This is a genomic window from Streptomyces griseoloalbus (assembly GCA_014650015.1).
GTDB classification, from domain to species: domain Bacteria; phylum Actinomycetota; class Actinomycetes; order Streptomycetales; family Streptomycetaceae; genus Streptomyces; species Streptomyces griseoloalbus.
In genome coordinates, this window is record BMUD01000018.1 from 45,191 (window position 1) to 60,381 (window position 15,191).

The window sequence follows — 15,191 nt, forward strand, 5'->3', positions numbered from 1 at the left end:
CGGACAGGTGCCGGGCCCGGTGTCCGTACCGCTGCCGAAAGACGCTTCGGGCCGGTGCCGCATGGGCCATCCGGGCCGGTGCCGAAGGTGTCCGGCCCGGTACCGAAGCCCACGCCACCAGGGCCGGAGCCGAACGGGGCAGCCGGGCCTCGTACCCTCGGCGCCATGTCCCCTCACGTCCTCGTCCTCGGCGGCACCACCGAGGCACGCGAACTGGCCACCGCGCTCACCGCCCGCCCCGGAACCCGGGTGACGACCTCGCTGGCCGGGCGCGTGACGCGGCCGGGCGCGGTCGCGGGCGAGGTGCGCGTCGGCGGTTTCGGCGGGGCTCAGGGACTGGCGGACTGGCTGCGCGAGCAGCGCGTGGACGCCGTGGTCGACGCGACGCACCCGTTCGCCGAGACGATCACGGCGCACGCGGCACGGGCCACGACCGCCACCGGACTGCCCCTGGTGGTGTTGCGCCGTCCCGGCTGGCGACCGGGCCCCCGGGACCGCTGGCACCCGGTCCCCTCCCTCCGGGCCGCGGCCGGCCTGCTGCCCCGGCTCGGACACCGGGTCCTCCTCACCACCGGCCGCCTGGGCCTCGCCGCCTTCGCCCACCTGACCGACGTCCGTTTCGTCGTCCGGTCGGTGGAACCGCCCGAGCCGCCCATGCCGCCGCACACGCACGTCCTGCTCGCCCGGGGACCCTTCACGGTGGCCGGCGAAACGGCCCTCCTGCGCGACCATCACATCGACGTCCTGGTGACGAAGGACAGCGGCGGATCGGCCACGTCCGCCAAACTCACCGCGGCCCGCGACCTGGCACTGCCGGTCGTGGTCGTACGGCGCCCGCCCCTGCCGGACGGAGTCACCGCGGTCCCCGACGTGCCGGAGGCCCTGCGCCGACTGGACGCCCTCGTACGGCCCTGACCGAACGGATCAGCCCTCGCCCGGTCCGCGACGCAGCAGATACGTGTCCATGATCCAGCCCTTGCGCTCGCGTGCCTCCGCGCGCAGCCGCTCGATCCGGGGCGCGGCCTCGTCGATCGGCCCCGAGACGAGGATCTCGTCCGGGGTGCCGATATAGGCGCCCCAGTAGATGTCGACGTCCTGACCGGCGTACGCCCGGAAGGTCTGGTGCGCGTCCAGCATCACCACCACGTCGTCCACGCCCTCGGGGAAACCCTCGGCGAGCCGCCGGCCCGTGGTGATCTGCACCGGGCGGGCCACGCGGTTGAGCCCCGTCCGGTGCCGGGCGACGAGCGCCGAGACACTGCTGATGCCCGGCACGACGTCATGGGTGAAGGAGACGGCCCCGCGCTCCAGGACCTCCTCCAGGATGCCGAGCGTGCTGTCGTACAGCGACGGGTCGCCCCACACCAGGAACGCGCCGGTCTCGTCCTCGCCCAGCTCCTCGGCGATCAGCCGCTCGTAGATGTCCGCGCGGGCGCTGCGCCAGTCCCCGACGGCGGGGGAGTACGCCGAACCGCCGGCCGTCCGGTCCCGCTCCGGGTCACGTGCCTCGACGACGCGGTACGCCCGCTCCGGGAGGTGCGTCTCGAGCATGTCCCGGCGCAGCCGGGTCAGGTCCGCCTTCGCCTCGCCCTTGTCCAGGATGAAGAACACATCCGCGTCCCGCAGTGCCTTGACCGCCTGCAGGGTCAGCTGGTCGGGGTCGCCCGCGCCGATACCGATGACATGAATCTCTCGCACGCCCCGAGTCTGCCGCACGGCCCGGACAGCCCCCGCACCGCACCCCGCCCTGTCACCGGCGGCCCTCCGCTCCGCTATCCGGCGGCCCCGCGCAACCGAGGCGCCCGCGCCCCCGCGTCGACGGGTACGCCACCACCCCGCTCCACCTCCGCCGCCAGCTCCCGGGCCCAGGCCACGACGCCCCGCAGATCGATCCCGTGCGGATGCGCCCCGGCCGCGCCGGCTCCCGCCGCCCACGCCTCCGCCGCAGCGGCCCCGCGCCGCAGCAGCCGCGCCCCGCCGGCGACGTTCCCCCGCGCGGTGTGGGTGAGCCCCACGGCGAGCTGGGCCAGCCCCCGCCACAGCTCGCGCTCCTCCTGCGGCCCGGACTTCCAGGCGTCCTCGAAGACCTCGTGCGCGTGGAAGGGTTTGCCCTCGTCCAGCAGCCGCTGCGCCTCCGCGACGCTCTCCTCCGGCCGCCGCACCACCCCCTCGGGCTGTCGGGGCACGCCCTGCGCGCCGTACGGCAGGGGCCGCCCGAGCCCGTCCCGCGGCCGGGCGTTGCGCGCCCGCCCGTCGCTGTCCCGGTCCCGGGCGGCGGCCGTCCGGTCCGAGGAAGTGCTGTCCATGCTGCCCATACGCCGATTGTCCCGCGCCCGGGCCCGCTTCGGCGCGGGCCCGGGCGTGAGGTAAAGTGCTGTTCGCGCGATCACGCGGTTCACCGCACGTGAGCGCGACGGGACGTGGCGCAGCTTGGTAGCGCACTTGACTGGGGGTCAAGGGGTCGCAGGTTCAAATCCTGTCGTCCCGACTTGCGGCACAGCGGGTCGGCAGGCCGTATCGGAGCTCTCCGGTGCGGCCTCTCGTGTCCCCGGGGGCGTCCGGCCGGGCCGGGCCCGCGGCGGTGCGTGATAGAAGCGGGTATGACCACTGTGCATCTGCCCTCACGCCCGGCGGCCCGGCGATGACCGCCGGTGTCGACTCCCCGGACCGCCGGGGCCGCACCGGGCTCGACCGGACCGGCCGGGACCTCACCGGCAACCCCCGGGTGAGGGTCCGGGACGTGAAACTGCTGTCCAGCCACTGGTACGTGGAGCGGACCACGACCTTCGACTTCCGGCACGCCGACGGTACCTGGAGGACCCAGGAACGCGAGACGCACGACCGCGGCAACGGGGCGACGATGCTCCTCTACGACGCCGACCGTGAAACCGTGCTGCTCACCCGCCAGCTCCGCTTCCCCGTGTACGTCAACGGCCACCCGGACGGCATGCTCATCGAGACGCCGGGCGGTCTGCTCGACGACGATGACGAGCACCCCGAGATCGCCGTGCGGCGCGAAGTGGTGGAGGAGACCGGGCACACCATCGGCCCCGTCCAGCACGTCTTCGACGTGTACATGAGCCCCGGTTCGGTCACCGAACGCGTGAGCTTCTACGCCGCCGCCTACGGCGCCTCCACCCGTACCCACGAGGGCGGGGGACTCGAAGAGGAGGGCGAGGACATCGAGATCCTCGAACTGCCCTTCCGGCAGGCCCTGGAGATGATCCGCACCGGCGGGATCAACGACGCCAAGACCATCATGCTGCTCCAGTGGGCGGCACTGGAGGGCCCCTTCGCCCCTTGACTCCCCAAGGTGCCCTGGGCGCACTTGACTTGAAGCGCGCTTCAACAGGAAGACTCCCGTTCCGTGCCCCGACGACGGGGTGCGAACGGGAGGGATCAGGCATGAAGTACCGCACCATCGGCACCGGTCCGCACAGCCGCGACGTGAGCGTGCTCGCGCTCGGGGCGATGCTGTTCGGATCGGTGACCGACGAGAAGACCTCCTTCGCCCTGCTCGACCGCTATGTCGAGGCCGGCGGGAACTTCATCGACACGTCCGACAACTACGCGTTCTGGACCGACGGCGGGCAGGGCGGCCAGAGCGAGGAACTGCTCGGCCGCTGGCGGCGCAGCCGCGGCGTCGGCGACGAGATCGTCGTCGCGACCAAGCTCGGCGCACGCCCCCTCGCCCCGGGCACGAGCTACACCGACAACCCCGAGGGCCTGTCCGCGAAGGTGATCCGGGAGGCGTCCGAGCGCAGTCGTGAGCGGCTCGGGACGGAGCGGCTGGACCTGCTGTACGCGCACATCGACGACCACACCGTGCCCCAGCGGGAGACGGTCGAGGGGTTCGGGGCCCTGGTCGCCGAGGGCACGGTGGGGCTGCTCGGGGTGAGCAACCAGGCCATGTGGCGGGTGGAGCGTGCCCGCGCCCTCGCGGCGGCGGCCGGGCTGCCCGGCTACGAGGTCCTCCAGTACCAGCACAGCTATCTGCGCCCCCGCACCGACGTCCCCGGCGACCTCTTCCCCGACGGCAGCCTCGGTCACGCCGGTGCCGAGCTGGCCGGCCTGCTGCGGGCCGAGCCCGCACTCACCCTGGTCGCCTACTCGCCGCTGCTGAAGGGCGCCTACTCCCGCCCCGAACGGCTGCCCGGCGACTACGACCACCCGGGTACCCCGGCCCGCCTCGCGGTGCTGCGTGAGGTCGCCCAGGAGACCGGGGCGACCCTCAACCAGGTGGTGCTGGCCTGGCAGATCGGCCACGAGCTGCCGATCCTCCCGCTGGCCGGGGTGTCGTCGCCGGCTCAGCTGGAGGAGAACCTGGGGGCCGTGGAGCTGGAGCTGTCGGCGGAGCAGCGGGCCCGGCTGGACGCGGCGCACTGAACCGCCGTCCCGCGGCTCACGGTCTGACCAGCAGCTGGAAGTCGAACGAGTACCGGGACGCACGGTAGATGTGGGTGCCGTACTCCACCGGCCGTCCCGTGTCGTCGTAGGCCGTGCGCTGCATGGTGAGCAGGGCCGCGCCCTCCTTCTCGTCCAGGCGGGTGCCCTCCTGAGCGGTGGCCGAGCGGGCGCCGACGGTCTGACGGGCGCTGTGCAGGGTGATGCCCGCCGAGCGCATCATCCGGTACAGGCCCGTCGACTCCAGGCGGGCGCTGTCGAGGCCCAGCAGGCCCGACGGGAGGTAGTTGCACAGCAGGGCGACCGGCTGGCCGTGGGTGCGGCGCAGCCGCTCCAGCAGGACGACCTCGGCGCCCTCGGCCAGGCCCAGGGAGGCCGCCACGTCGGCGGACGCCGGGACCGTCTCGTTGCGCACGACCTCGGTGGTCGGGCCCTGTCCGGCAGCCTCCAGGTCGTCGTAGAGGCTGCTCAGCTCCAGGGGGCGCCTGACCTGGCTGTGCACCACCTGCGTGCCCACCCCGCGCCGCCGGACGAGCAGTCCCTTGTCGACAAGGGACTGGATGGCCTGGCGGACGGTGGGGCGGGACAGGCCGAGGCGCACGGACAGGTCGACCTCGTTGCCCAGGAGGTTGCCCGGGGCGAGGACCCCGTGCTCGATCGCCGCCTCCAACTGCTGCGCGAGCTGGTAGTACAACGGCACCGGACTGCCCCGGTCCAGGGCGAAGTCCAGGGTGCTCAACGCGGGTTCGGTCACGGCACGTGCGGGGTCACCGGTCTTCGCCACGGAGTTCCTCCCTGATGAGAGCGCGAGCGGGGGTCACGAGTCGCTACAGGTGACGGCGGCGGCCGGCGACCTGGGAGTCGTACCGCTCGCGGGCCCGGACGGCGGGCTCGCGGGCGGCCACCTCGGCCACCGGCACGTCCCACCAGGCCTCGGCCGGCGGAGCGGTGGGCGTCGGGTCGGTCTCGACGTACACGCACGTCGGCCGCTCGGAGGCGCGGGCCTCGGCCAGCGCGCCCCGCAGCTCCCGCACGGTCTTGGCGCGCAGCACGTCCATGCCGAGGCTGGCGGCGTTGGCGGCGAGGTCCACCGGCAGCGGGGCGCCGGTGAAGGTGCCGTCGTCGGCCCGGTAGCGGTAGGCCGTGCCGAAGCGCTCGCCGCCGGTCTCCTCGGACAGGCCGCCGATGGAGGCGTAGCCGTGGTTCTGGATCAGCACCAGATTGACCGGCAGGCCCTCCTGGACGGCGGTGACGATCTCCGTCGGCGCCATCAGATAGGTGCCGTCGCCGACCAGCGCCCAGACCGGGGTTCCGGGAGCCGCCTGCTGCACGCCCAGGGCGGCCGGGATCTCGTAGCCCATGCAGGAGTAGCCGTACTCCAGGTGGTACTGGCGCGGGCTGCGCGAGCGCCACAGCTTGTGCAGGTCGCCGGGGAGCGAACCGGCCGCGTTGATCACCACGTCCTCGTCGCCGACGACCGCGTCGAGCGCGCCGAGCACCTGCGTCTGGGTGGGTACGGCCGAGTCGTCGGCGGCCCGGTAGGCGGTCTCGACGACCTCCTCCCAGCGTTCCTTGCCGGCCCGGTACCCGGCCGTGTACGCCTCGTCCACGTGGTGCCCGGCCAGCGCCTCGGTGAGCCGCTCCAGACCGGTCCGCGCGTCGCAGACCAGGGTGCGCGCCGCCAGCTTGTGGGCGTCGAAGCCGGTGATGTTGAGGTTGAGGAAGCGCACGTCCGGGTTCTGGAAGAGGGTGCCGGAGGCGGTGGTGAAGTCGGTGTAGCGGGTGCCGACGCCGATCACCAGGTCGGCGGTGCGGGCGAGTTCGTCGCTCACCGCCGTGCCGGTGTGACCGATGCCGCCGAGGTCGGCGGGGTGGTCGTGGCGGAGCGAGCCCTTGCCGGCCTGGGTGGAGGCGACCGGGATGCCGGTGGCGTCCACGAACGCCCTCAGGGCCTCCTCGGCCTCGCTGTGGTGGACCCCGCCGCCCGCCACGATCAGCGGACGCCGCGCGGCCCGTACGGCCTCCACCGCCGCCGTCAGCTCGGCCGGGTCCGGTGCGGGGCGGCGCACGTACCAGACGCGCTCGGCGAAGAAATCCTCCGGCCAGTCGTAGGCCTCCGCCTGCACGTCCTGCGGGAGGGCCAGCGTCACCGCACCGGTCTCGGCCGGGTCGGCGAGCACCCGCATGGCGTTGAGCGCGGAGGGGATCAGCGCCTCGGGGCGGGTGACACGGTCGAAGTACCTCGACACCGGGCGCAGCGTGTCGTTGACCGATACGTCGGCCGAGACCGGGTGTTCCAGCTGCTGGAGCAGCGGGTCGGCGGCCCGTGAGGCGAAGTAGTCACCGGGGAGCAGGAGCACCGGCAGGCGGTTGACGGTGGCGAGGGCGGCGCCGGTGACCAGGTTGGTCGCGCCGGGGCCGATGGAGGTCGTCACCGCCTGCGCCGAGAGCCGATTGAGCTGACGGGCGTAACCGACGGCGGCGTGCACCATCGCCTGCTCGTTGCGGCCCTGGTGGTACGGCATGACGTCGGCGGACTCGACCAGCGCCTGTCCGATGCCGGCCACGTTGCCGTGGCCGAAGATGCCCCACGTGCCCGCGACGAGCCGGCGCCTGACGCCGTCGCGCTCGGTGTACTGGGCGGACAGGAACCGCACCAGCGCCTGGGCGGTCGTCAGTCGGCGGGTGGTGGCGCTCATGCGGACCTCTCCGGTGCGGTGTAGAGGGGGAGTCGGGGGTCGGCCGGCTGGTCCGGCCAGGTGCCGCGGATCCAGGCGTGGTCGGGGTGGTCGCAGATCAGCCAGGCGCGCTCGGCCCCGGGGCCGGCCATGACGTTGAGGTAGTACATGTGGTGGCCGGGCACGGCCATGGACGGCCCGTGCCAGCCGTCCGGGATGAGGACGACGTCGCCGTCGCGGACCTCGGCCAGCACGTCCGTCTCGCGGCCCGGGCCGGACGGGGAGACCCGCTGGTAGCCGAGACCGGGCGTGCCGTCGTGGCCGGCGAACTCGAAGTAGTAGATCTCCTCCAGCACGGACTCCTCGCCCGGCCGGTGCTCGTCGTGCTTGTGCGGCGGGAAGGAGGACCAGTTGCCGCCCGGGGTGAGCACCTCGACGGCGATGAGCTTGTCGCACTCGAACACGCCGGCCGCGCCGAAGTTGTTGACCTGCCGGGAGCAGTTCCCGGTGCCGCGCAGCTCCACCGGTACGCCGGAGGCCGGACCGTAGCGGGCGGGCAGCCGGCGGGTGCAGCGGGCGCCGGTGAGCGCGAACCGTCCGCCGGCGGCGGAGGTCACGCTCGCGTGCGCGTCGCGGGGTACGTAGGCGAAGTCGGTGACGCCGTCGAACACGCCGGTGCGGCCGGTGAGTTCGAACGCGTCGTGCCCGAAGTCGTCGGCCGTGGTGACGGTGCAGCCGCCGCTCAGCGGCAGCACGATCCACTCGCTCTCGCCCGCGTCGAAGGTGTGCGTGCCGCCCGGCGGCAGCTCCAGCACGCGCAGGCTCGAGTGGCCCCAGCCGGCCGTCTTCGGGCTCACGTCGACGAGGTAGGGGCCGGAGGGGGCCGAGCCCGCGGGAAGGTGATACGTCATGCCATGCCTCCGTCTAGGAACGGGCTTCTCACAACAGACCGACGGCCGTGTCGACCGCCGCCTCCACACTGCCTCCGGCCGGGTAGAGCAGCGACCGGCCGACCACCATGCCCTGCACGGTGGGCAGCCGCAGCGCCTTGCCCCACCGCTCGTACGCCGCCTCCTGGTCGCCGACCTCGCCGCCGAGGAGGACGACGGGCAGCGTCGAGGTCCGCAGTACCTCCGCCATGTCGTCGACGTCGTCGGTGACCGGGAGTTTCAGCCAGGTGTAGGCGGAGGTGCCGCCCAGACCGGAGGCGATGGCGATGGAGCGGGTCACGGCCTCGGCGGACAGGTCGTTGCGGACCCGGCCGTCCACCCGGCGCGAGATGAACGGCTCCACGAACACCGGCAGCCGGCGTTCCGCCATGGCGTCGACGGCGCGGGCGGCCGACTCCAGGGTGGTCAGCGAGCCCGGGTCGTCGTAGTCGACGCGGACCAGCAGCTTGCCCGCGTCGAAGCCGAGCCGGGCGATGTCCTCGGCGCGGTGGCCGGTGAAGCGGTCGTCCATCTCGAAGGCCGCTCCGGCCAGGCCGCCGCGGTTCATGGAGCCCATGACGACCTTGTTCTCCAGGACCCCGAGCAGCAGCAGGTCCTCCAGGATGTCGGCGGTGGCCAGCACCCCGTCCACGCCCGGCCGGGACAGGGCGATGCACAGACGTTCCAGCAGGTCGGCGCGGTCGGCCATGGCCAGGCGCCGGTCGCCGATGCCGAGCGCGCCCCGGGCGGGGTGGTCGGCGGCCACGATCATCAGCCGGCCGCTGTCGCCGATCAGCGGGCGGCGGGACCGGCGGGCGGCCGCCTCGGCGACGGCCTCCGGGTTCCGGGCTCGGACCGTGGTGAGGTCGGGGATGCTGAGGTTCAAGGCAAGTGCTCCGTTCAGAACTGGCTCGGCAGGCCCGCCGCGTGCGGCGACGCGGCCCGCGCGAGGAGGTCCGCGACCTCCGACTCGGTCGGCATGGCGGACGAACAGGCGAGGCGCGAGGCGACGAGGGCGCCGGCGGCGTTGGCGTGGCGCATGGTCCGCTCCAGGTCCCAGCCGGAGAGCAGACCGTGGCAGAGCGAGCCGCCGAAGGCGTCGCCCGCGCCGAGGCCGTTGACCACCTCGACCGGCACCGGCTCCACCTCGGCCCGGGTGCCGTCGCGGTGCACGGCGAGCACGCCCTCGGGGCCCTGCTTGACCACGGCCAGCTCCGCACCCGCGGCCAGCAGCGCCTCGGCGCAGGCCTCGGGCGCGCGCACCCCGGTGGCGACCTCGCACTCCTCCAGGTTGCCGACCGCGACCGTGGCGTGCCGCAGGGCCTCGCGGTAGTACGGACGGGCCTGTCCGGGGTCGCGCCAGAACATCGGGCGCCAGTCGAGGTCGAAGACGGTGATGCCGGCCCTGCCACGGGCCTCCAGCGCGCCGAGGGTGGCCGAGCGGCTCGGTTCCTCGCTCAGACCGGTGCCGGTGACCCAGAAGACACCGGCCGCGCGGACGGCGGGCAGGTCCAGCTCGTCGGCGTGGATCTCCAGATCGGGGGCCTTGGGGCGGCGGTAGAAGTAGAGCGGGAAGTCGTCCGGCGGGAAGATCTCACAGAACGTGATGGGGGTGGGGTACGCGGCGACCGGCGTGACCCAGCGGTCGTCGACGCCGAAATCCACCAGCGCCTCGTGCAGATAGGTGCCGAAGGGGTCGGCCCCGGTGCGGGTGATCACCGCCGTGGAGCGGCCCAGGCGGGCGGCCGCGACCGCCACGTTCGCGGCCGAACCGCCCAGGAACTTCCCGAATGTCTCCACTTGCGACAGCGGGACACCGGTCTGCAGCGGATAAAGATCGACCCCGATGCGGCCCATGGTGATCAGGTCGAAATACTGTGGTGAGTCGGCCATTGATCGACGCTCCTCGAGGTGCTGGGGATGCGGGTCCCGGGACGCCCTGCCACGGTGGGACGTGCATTCCAGGGACCTGCTGCTTCCCAGGTGTAGGTCTCGAAGGGCGGCGATGTCAATAGTTTGTACTTACATTCGGACTAGCTCGTGAAATGATGTCTTAACAAAGTATTGACAGCAGGCGGTTCTGTGGATTGGATCGCGTCCCAGCACAACCGCCGTGTTCTACGGCACACTCCCGGACTCCCGAGGCTCCGGGCACCGGATCCTCGGACTCCCGCCCTTTCCCCGTGTAGCACAGTGAGGTGCAGGACAGATGGACCGCTCTTCTCACACCCGCTCCCGCAGAGTCGCGCCGTTCGTCGCGGTCGCAGCGGCAGCCGCCCTGACGCTCGCCGGCTGCTCCAGCGGTTCCGGCGGCAAGAAGTCCGAGGAGGGCGGCGCCGAGGCCTCGGCGGGCAAGGCGAGCACGCCGCGTATGACGGTCGCCCTGGTCACCCACCAGGCCCCCGGCGACACCTTCTGGGACATCGTCCGCAAGGGCGCCGAGGCCGCGGCCGCCAAGGACAACGTCAAGCTCGTCTACTCGGCCGACCCGAACGCCGGCAGCCAGGCCACCCTGGTGCAGAACGCGATCGACCAGAAGGTCGACGGCATCGCGGTCACCCTCGCCAAGCCGGACGCGCTCAAGGACGTCATAGCGAAGGCGGAGGCGGCCGGCATCCCCGTCGTCGGCCTCAACTCCGGCCTGAGCGACTGGAAGGACCTCGGCCTGCTCGAGTTCTTCGGCCAGGACGAGTCGGTGGCGGGCGAGGCGTTCGGCAAGAAGCTGAACGAGGTCGGCGCGAAGAACGCCGTCTGCGTCATCCACGAGCAGGGCAACGTCGGCCTGACCCAGCGGTGCGACGGGGTGAAGGAGACCTTCGAGGGCGAGACCCAGATCCTCAACGTCAACGGCACCGACATGCCGTCGGTGAAGTCGACGATCACCGCCAAGCTGAAGCAGGACTCCTCCATCGACTACGTCGTCACGCTCGGCGCGCCCTTCGCGCCGACCGCGGTGCAGTCGGTGGGCGACGCGGGCAGCGAGGCGAAGGTCGCCACCTTCGACCTCAACAAGGAGCTGACCAAGGCGATCGAGGCCGGCGACATCCAGTTCGCCGTGGACCAGCAGCCCTACCTGCAGGGCTACCTCGCCGTCGACGGCCTGTGGCTCTACGAGAACAACGGCAACTACAGCGGTGGCGGTGAGGAGCCGGTGCTGACCGGCCCGGCGTTCGTCGACGAGTCCAACGTCGAGGCGGTCTCCGAGTACGCCGCGAAGGGCACGCGGTGATGAGCATGGCCCAACAGGCTGAGCCGGCGGTGAACACCCCACCGCCGGCCCCCGGCCCGAAACAGGCCGACGGCCGGACCGTGCGGCGCCCGCTGGCGCTGCGCCTGCTGGCCCGGCCCGAGGTCGGTGTGTTCCTCGGCGCCGTGGCCGTCATGGTGTTCTTCCTGTTCGCCGCGCCGCCGGTGCGCGACGGCAGCTCCATGGCGAACATCCTCTACCAGTCGTCGGTCATCGGGATCATGGCGCTGCCCGTGGCCCTGCTGATGATCGGCGGCGAGTTCGACCTCTCGGCCGGCGTCGCCGTGGTGGCCTCGGCGCTGACCGCGAGCATGCTCAGCTACCAGCTCACGCTGAACGTGTGGGTGGGCGTGATCGTCGCCCTGGTGGTGTCCCTCGCCGTCGGCATGTTCAACGGCTGGATGCTGGTCAGGACCGGGCTGCCGAGCTTCCTGGTCACCCTCGGCACCTTCCTGATCCTGCAGGGCGTCAACCTGGCGGTGACGAAGCTGGTCACGGGCAACGTCGCCACCGACAGCATCAGCGACATGGACGGCTTCGACCAGGCCAAGGCGATCTTCGCGTCCAGCTTCGACGTGGCCGGCGTCCAGGTGAAGATCACCGTGGTGTGGTGGCTCGTCTTCGCGGCCCTGGCCACCTGGGTCCTGCTGCGCACCAAGTACGGCAACTGGGTCTTCGCGGTCGGGGGCAACAAGGACAGCGCCCGCGCGGTCGGCGTCCCTGTCACCTTCACCAAGATCTCGCTGTTCATGCTGGTCGGCTTCGGCGCCTGGTTCGTCGGCATGCACAACCTGTTCTCCTTCAACACCGTGCAGTCCGGCGAGGGCGTGGGCCAGGAGCTCATCTACATCGCGGCGGCGGTCATCGGCGGCTGCCTGCTGACCGGCGGCGCCGGCAGCGCGATCGGCCCGGTCTTCGGCGCCTTCATGTTCGGCATGGTGCAGCAGGGCATCGTCTACGCCGGCTGGAACCCCGACTGGTTCAAGGCGTTCCTCGGCGTGATGCTGCTCGGCGCCGTCCTCATCAATCTGTGGGTCCAGCGCACGGCGACCCGGAGGTGACCGCAATGACCGACAAGACCACCGGCAGCCACGGCGCCGTACTCAAGGACACCGCGACCGACCAAGACCGCCCCCTGGTCGAACTCCGCGACGCCGGCAAGTCCTACGGCAACATCCGCGCCCTGCACGGCGTCGATCTCACCGTCCACCCCGGCAAGGTGACCTGCGTCCTCGGCGACAACGGCGCCGGCAAGTCCACCCTCATCAAGATCATCTCCGGTCTGCACCGCCACACCGAGGGCGAGTTCCTCGTAGACGGCGAACCGGTGCGCTTCTCCACCCCGCGCGAGGCCCTCGGCAAGGGCATCGCCACCGTCTACCAGGACCTCGCGGTCGTCCCGCTGATGCCGGTCTGGCGGAACTTCTTCCTCGGCTCCGAGATGACCAAGGGCCCCTGGCCGGTCCGCCGCCTCGACATCGACCGGATGAAGAAGACGGCCGACGAGGAACTGCGCAACATGGGCATCGTCCTGGACGACCTGGAACAGCCCATCGGCACCCTCTCCGGCGGCCAGCGCCAGTGCGTCGCCATCGCGCGCGCCGTCTACTTCGGTGCCCGGGTGCTGATCCTGGACGAGCCGACGGCCGCCCTCGGCGTCAAGCAGTCCGGCGTGGTGCTGAAGTACATCGCGATGGCCCGCGACCGCGGCCTCGGCGTCATCTTCATCACCCACAATCCCCACCACGCCTACATGGTCGGCGACCACTTCAGCGTGCTGCGCCTGGGCACGATGGAACTGAGTGCCGGCCGCAGCGAGGTCAGCCTCGAGGAGCTCACCAACCACATGGCCGGCGGCGCCGAACTGGCCGCCCTGAAGCACGAGTTGGCGCAGGTCCGCGGTGTCGACACCGAGGAGCTGCCCGAGGAGGACGACCTCCAGGCCCCCGCAGCCGCAACTCCGGAAGGACAGTCCTGACATGGCAGTCGCGCTCGACCGCATCCGGGTCGGCTCCGCCCCCGACTCCTGGGGCGTCTGGTTCCCCGACGACCCGCAGCAGGTGCCCTGGCAGCGCTTCCTCGACGAGGTCGCCGAGGCCGGCTACTCCTGGATCGAACTCGGACCCTACGGCTACCTCCCGACCGACGCCGCCCGCCTCACCGACGAGGTGAACCGGCGGAACCTGAAGGTCTCCGCCGGCACCATCTTCTGCGGCCTGCACCGCGGCCCGTCCGAGTGGGACGCCACCTGGGAACAGGTCAGCCGGGTCGCCGCCCTCACCCGGGACATGGGCGCGAAGCACCTCGTCGTCATCCCGTCCTTCTGGCGCGACGACAAGACCGCCGAGATCCTGGAGGCCCCCGAGCTCACCACCGAGCAGTGGGGCCACCTCACCCGGGGCATGGAGCGCCTCGGCCGCGAGGTGCGGGACACCTACGGACTGGACATCGTCGTGCACCCGCACGCCGACACCCACATCGACACCGAGGAGCACGTCGAGCGCTTCCTCGACTCGACCGACTCCGACCTGGTCAACCTCTGCCTGGACACCGGCCACTACGCCTACTGCGGTGGCGACAGCGTCAAGCTGATCGAGACCTACGGCGAGCGCATCGGCTATCTCCACCTCAAGCAGGTCGACCCGGACATCCTCGCCGACGTCGTCAAGAACGAGATCCCGTTCGGACCGGCGGTCCAGCGCGGAGTGATGTGCGAACCGCCCGCCGGTGTCCCCGAGCTGGGCCCGGTCCTCACGGCCGCCCAGAAGCTGGGCGTGGACCTGTTCGCGATCGTCGAGCAGGACATGTACCCCTGCGAGCCGGACAAGCCGCTGCCGATCGCCGTACGCACCCGCAGGTTCCTGCGGTCCTGCGGCGCCTGACGACCCGCGGGGGAGGCGAGAGGCGATGAACCGGCGCGAGCCACTGCGCATCGCCGTCATCGGCACCGGACGCATGGGCGCGGACCACGTACGCCGTATCGACCGGGTCGTCAGCGGCGCGCGGGTCACCGCCGTCGTGGACGTCGACGCCGAGCGCGCCAGGTCCGTGGCCGCGGGCGTCGACGGCTGCACCGCCCACACCGACCCGGCCGCCGCGATGGCCGCGGCCGATGTCGACGCGGTGCTCATCGCCTCCCCGGGGCCGGCCCACGAGGCCGCCCTGCTCGCCGCGTTCGAGCACGATCTGCCCGTCCTGTGCGAGAAGCCCCTCACCCCGGACGCCGCCTCCGCGCTGCGCGTCCTCGAAGCCGAACAGGCGCTCGGCCACCGCCGCGTCCAGGTGGGCTTCATGCGCCGCTACGACACCGAGTACGTGCGGCTCAAGGCCCTGCTGGAGACCGGCCGGCTGGGCCGCCCGCTGATGCTGCACAACCGGCACCGCAACGTGGCCAGCCCGCCCTTCTTCACCAGCTCCATGCTGATCAGCGACTCCGTGGCCCACGAGGTGGACGCCACCCGGTGGCTGCTCGGCCACGAGATCACCGCCGTGACGGTGCTGCGCCCCGCCCCGTCGGCCGGCGCGCCCGAGGGACTGCGCGATCCGCAGTTCGTCGTCCTGGAGACCGACGGCGGCGCGCTCTCCGACGTCGAGATCTTCGTCAACTGCGGTTTCGGCTACCAGGTGCAGGCCGAGGTGGTCTGCGAACGCGGCACCGCCCGCATCGGCGACGGCCACGCCCTGGTCACCAACATGGCGGGCCACTGGGGCGGCACCATCGCCCAGGACTGGACCGACCGCTTCGCCCAGGCCTACGACGACGAGCTCCGGACGTGGGTCGACACCACCCGCCGAGGCGAGATCACCGGCCCGAGCACCTGGGACGGCTACGCCGCAGCGGCCGTCTGCGAGGCCGGGGTCCGGGCACTGGAAGAGGGCGGCCGGGTGGAGGTCGACCTGGTGGAGAAGCCGCCGCTGTACCGGTGACACCGC

General features: G+C 72.1%; 15 protein-coding genes and 1 tRNA gene. 9 read left to right on the forward strand and 7 right to left on the reverse strand.

Translation table 11 applies throughout. The annotated features are described in order from the left end of the window. Positions 1–165: 165 nt before the first annotated feature. A complete protein-coding gene (locus IE178_RS25125) occupies positions 166–915 on the forward strand; it encodes a cobalt-precorrin-6A reductase (RefSeq protein WP_184762422.1) in 750 nt (249 codons plus the stop codon). 9 nt (positions 916–924) lie between these two features. On the opposite strand, the gene cobF is transcribed toward IE178_RS25125, so the two are convergent. Then, a complete protein-coding gene (cobF, locus tag IE178_RS25130) occupies positions 925–1,698 on the reverse strand; it encodes a precorrin-6A synthase (deacetylating) (protein WP_193513860.1) in 774 nt (257 codons plus the stop codon). 74 nt (positions 1,699–1,772) lie between these two features. Next, a complete protein-coding gene (locus IE178_RS25135; RefSeq protein ID WP_193513861.1) occupies positions 1,773–2,315 on the reverse strand; it encodes a DUF309 domain-containing protein in 543 nt (180 codons plus the stop codon). Positions 2,316–2,414: 99 nt separating this feature from the next. Between IE178_RS25135 and IE178_RS25140 the strand changes: the two genes are divergently transcribed. The 3 genes from IE178_RS25140 to IE178_RS25150 all read left to right on the forward strand — a co-directional run bounded on the left by IE178_RS25140 (position 2,415) and on the right by IE178_RS25150 (position 4,386). After that, positions 2,415–2,488 (forward strand) — tRNA-Pro (locus tag IE178_RS25140). 153 nt (positions 2,489–2,641) lie between these two features. After that, the gene (locus IE178_RS25145; protein ID WP_193513862.1) at positions 2,642–3,304 is read left to right on the forward strand and encodes an NUDIX domain-containing protein; all 663 of its coding nucleotides are present in this window, start codon (positions 2,642–2,644) and stop codon (positions 3,302–3,304) included. A gap of 101 nt (positions 3,305–3,405) precedes the next feature. Further along, positions 3,406–4,386, forward strand: a complete 981-nt coding sequence (locus IE178_RS25150; RefSeq protein ID WP_184762426.1) for an aldo/keto reductase — start codon at positions 3,406–3,408, stop codon at positions 4,384–4,386. Between the two features lie 16 nt (positions 4,387–4,402). Here IE178_RS25150 and IE178_RS25155 read toward each other — a convergent pair whose 3' ends face one another. The 5 genes from IE178_RS25155 to iolC are packed head-to-tail and all read right to left on the reverse strand — an operon-like array spanning position 4,403 to position 9,904. After that, positions 4,403–5,188 carry a GntR family transcriptional regulator gene (locus tag IE178_RS25155; RefSeq protein WP_193513863.1) on the reverse strand — a complete coding sequence of 262 codons (786 nt, stop codon included), beginning with the start codon at positions 5,186–5,188 and terminating at the stop codon, positions 4,403–4,405. 43 nt (positions 5,189–5,231) lie between these two features. Further along, positions 5,232–7,103, reverse strand: coding sequence for a 3D-(3,5/4)-trihydroxycyclohexane-1,2-dione acylhydrolase (decyclizing) (gene iolD / locus IE178_RS25160; protein ID WP_193513864.1), 1,872 nt, complete (start codon positions 7,101–7,103; stop codon positions 5,232–5,234). Continuing rightward, complete coding sequence (gene iolB / locus IE178_RS25165; RefSeq protein WP_193513865.1) at positions 7,100–7,993, reverse strand: 5-deoxy-glucuronate isomerase; 894 nt, start codon at positions 7,991–7,993, stop codon at positions 7,100–7,102. Before iolB ends, iolD begins: the two co-directional genes overlap by 4 nt. A 28-nt stretch (positions 7,994–8,021) precedes the next feature. Further along, the gene (locus IE178_RS25170; protein WP_184762430.1) at positions 8,022–8,897 is read right to left on the reverse strand and encodes a Cgl0159 family (beta/alpha)8-fold protein; all 876 of its coding nucleotides are present in this window, start codon (positions 8,895–8,897) and stop codon (positions 8,022–8,024) included. A gap of 14 nt (positions 8,898–8,911) precedes the next feature. Then, positions 8,912–9,904 (reverse strand): 5-dehydro-2-deoxygluconokinase, encoded by a 993-nt coding sequence (gene iolC, locus IE178_RS25175; protein WP_184762431.1) that lies wholly within the window; start codon positions 9,902–9,904, stop codon positions 8,912–8,914. A 316-nt stretch (positions 9,905–10,220) separates the two neighbouring features. Here iolC and IE178_RS25180 point away from each other — a divergent pair, with 316 nt between their 5' ends. The 5 genes from IE178_RS25180 to IE178_RS25200 are packed head-to-tail and all read left to right on the forward strand — an operon-like array spanning position 10,221 to position 15,185. Next, entirely contained in the window at positions 10,221–11,240 is a 1,020-nt protein-coding gene (locus IE178_RS25180) for a sugar ABC transporter substrate-binding protein (RefSeq protein ID WP_184762432.1), read from the forward strand. Beyond that, entirely contained in the window at positions 11,240–12,319 is a 1,080-nt protein-coding gene (locus IE178_RS25185) for an ABC transporter permease (protein ID WP_184762433.1), read from the forward strand. The genes IE178_RS25180 and IE178_RS25185 overlap by 1 nt, the downstream gene beginning before the upstream one ends. 5 nt (positions 12,320–12,324) lie before the next feature. Continuing rightward, positions 12,325–13,236, forward strand: coding sequence for an ATP-binding cassette domain-containing protein (locus tag IE178_RS25190; protein WP_184762434.1), 912 nt, complete (start codon positions 12,325–12,327; stop codon positions 13,234–13,236). A gap of 1 nt (position 13,237) precedes the next feature. Beyond that, a complete protein-coding gene (locus tag IE178_RS25195; protein ID WP_193513866.1) occupies positions 13,238–14,140 on the forward strand; it encodes a sugar phosphate isomerase/epimerase family protein in 903 nt (300 codons plus the stop codon). A 25-nt stretch (positions 14,141–14,165) separates the two neighbouring features. After that, positions 14,166–15,185, forward strand: a complete 1,020-nt coding sequence (locus IE178_RS25200; protein ID WP_184762436.1) for a Gfo/Idh/MocA family protein — start codon at positions 14,166–14,168, stop codon at positions 15,183–15,185. The last annotated feature ends 6 nt before the right edge of the window (positions 15,186–15,191 follow it).

Excerpts from the sequence above, each read along its gene's own strand:
- IE178_RS25150 (WP_184762426.1), top strand. The coding sequence starts at position 3,406 with ATGAAGTACCGCACCATCGGCACCGGTCCGCACAGCCGCGACGTGAGC.
- IE178_RS25180 (WP_184762432.1), top strand. The coding sequence starts at position 10,221 with ATGGACCGCTCTTCTCACACCCGCTCCCGCAGAGTCGCGCCGTTCGTC.
- IE178_RS25135 (WP_193513861.1), bottom strand. The coding sequence starts at position 2,315 with ATGGGCAGCATGGACAGCACTTCCTCGGACCGGACGGCCGCCGCCCGG.
- IE178_RS25190 (WP_184762434.1), top strand. The coding sequence starts at position 12,325 with ATGACCGACAAGACCACCGGCAGCCACGGCGCCGTACTCAAGGACACC.
- iolC (WP_184762431.1), bottom strand. The coding sequence starts at position 9,904 with ATGGCCGACTCACCACAGTATTTCGACCTGATCACCATGGGCCGCATC.
- IE178_RS25145 (WP_193513862.1), top strand. The coding sequence starts at position 2,642 with ATGACCGCCGGTGTCGACTCCCCGGACCGCCGGGGCCGCACCGGGCTC.
- IE178_RS25125 (WP_184762422.1), top strand. The coding sequence starts at position 166 with ATGTCCCCTCACGTCCTCGTCCTCGGCGGCACCACCGAGGCACGCGAA.
- IE178_RS25185 (WP_184762433.1), top strand. The coding sequence starts at position 11,240 with ATGAGCATGGCCCAACAGGCTGAGCCGGCGGTGAACACCCCACCGCCG.
- IE178_RS25195 (WP_193513866.1), top strand. The coding sequence starts at position 13,238 with ATGGCAGTCGCGCTCGACCGCATCCGGGTCGGCTCCGCCCCCGACTCC.
- IE178_RS25200 (WP_184762436.1), top strand. The coding sequence starts at position 14,166 with ATGAACCGGCGCGAGCCACTGCGCATCGCCGTCATCGGCACCGGACGC.
- iolB (WP_193513865.1), bottom strand. The coding sequence starts at position 7,993 with ATGACGTATCACCTTCCCGCGGGCTCGGCCCCCTCCGGCCCCTACCTC.
- iolD (WP_193513864.1), bottom strand. The coding sequence starts at position 7,103 with ATGAGCGCCACCACCCGCCGACTGACGACCGCCCAGGCGCTGGTGCGG.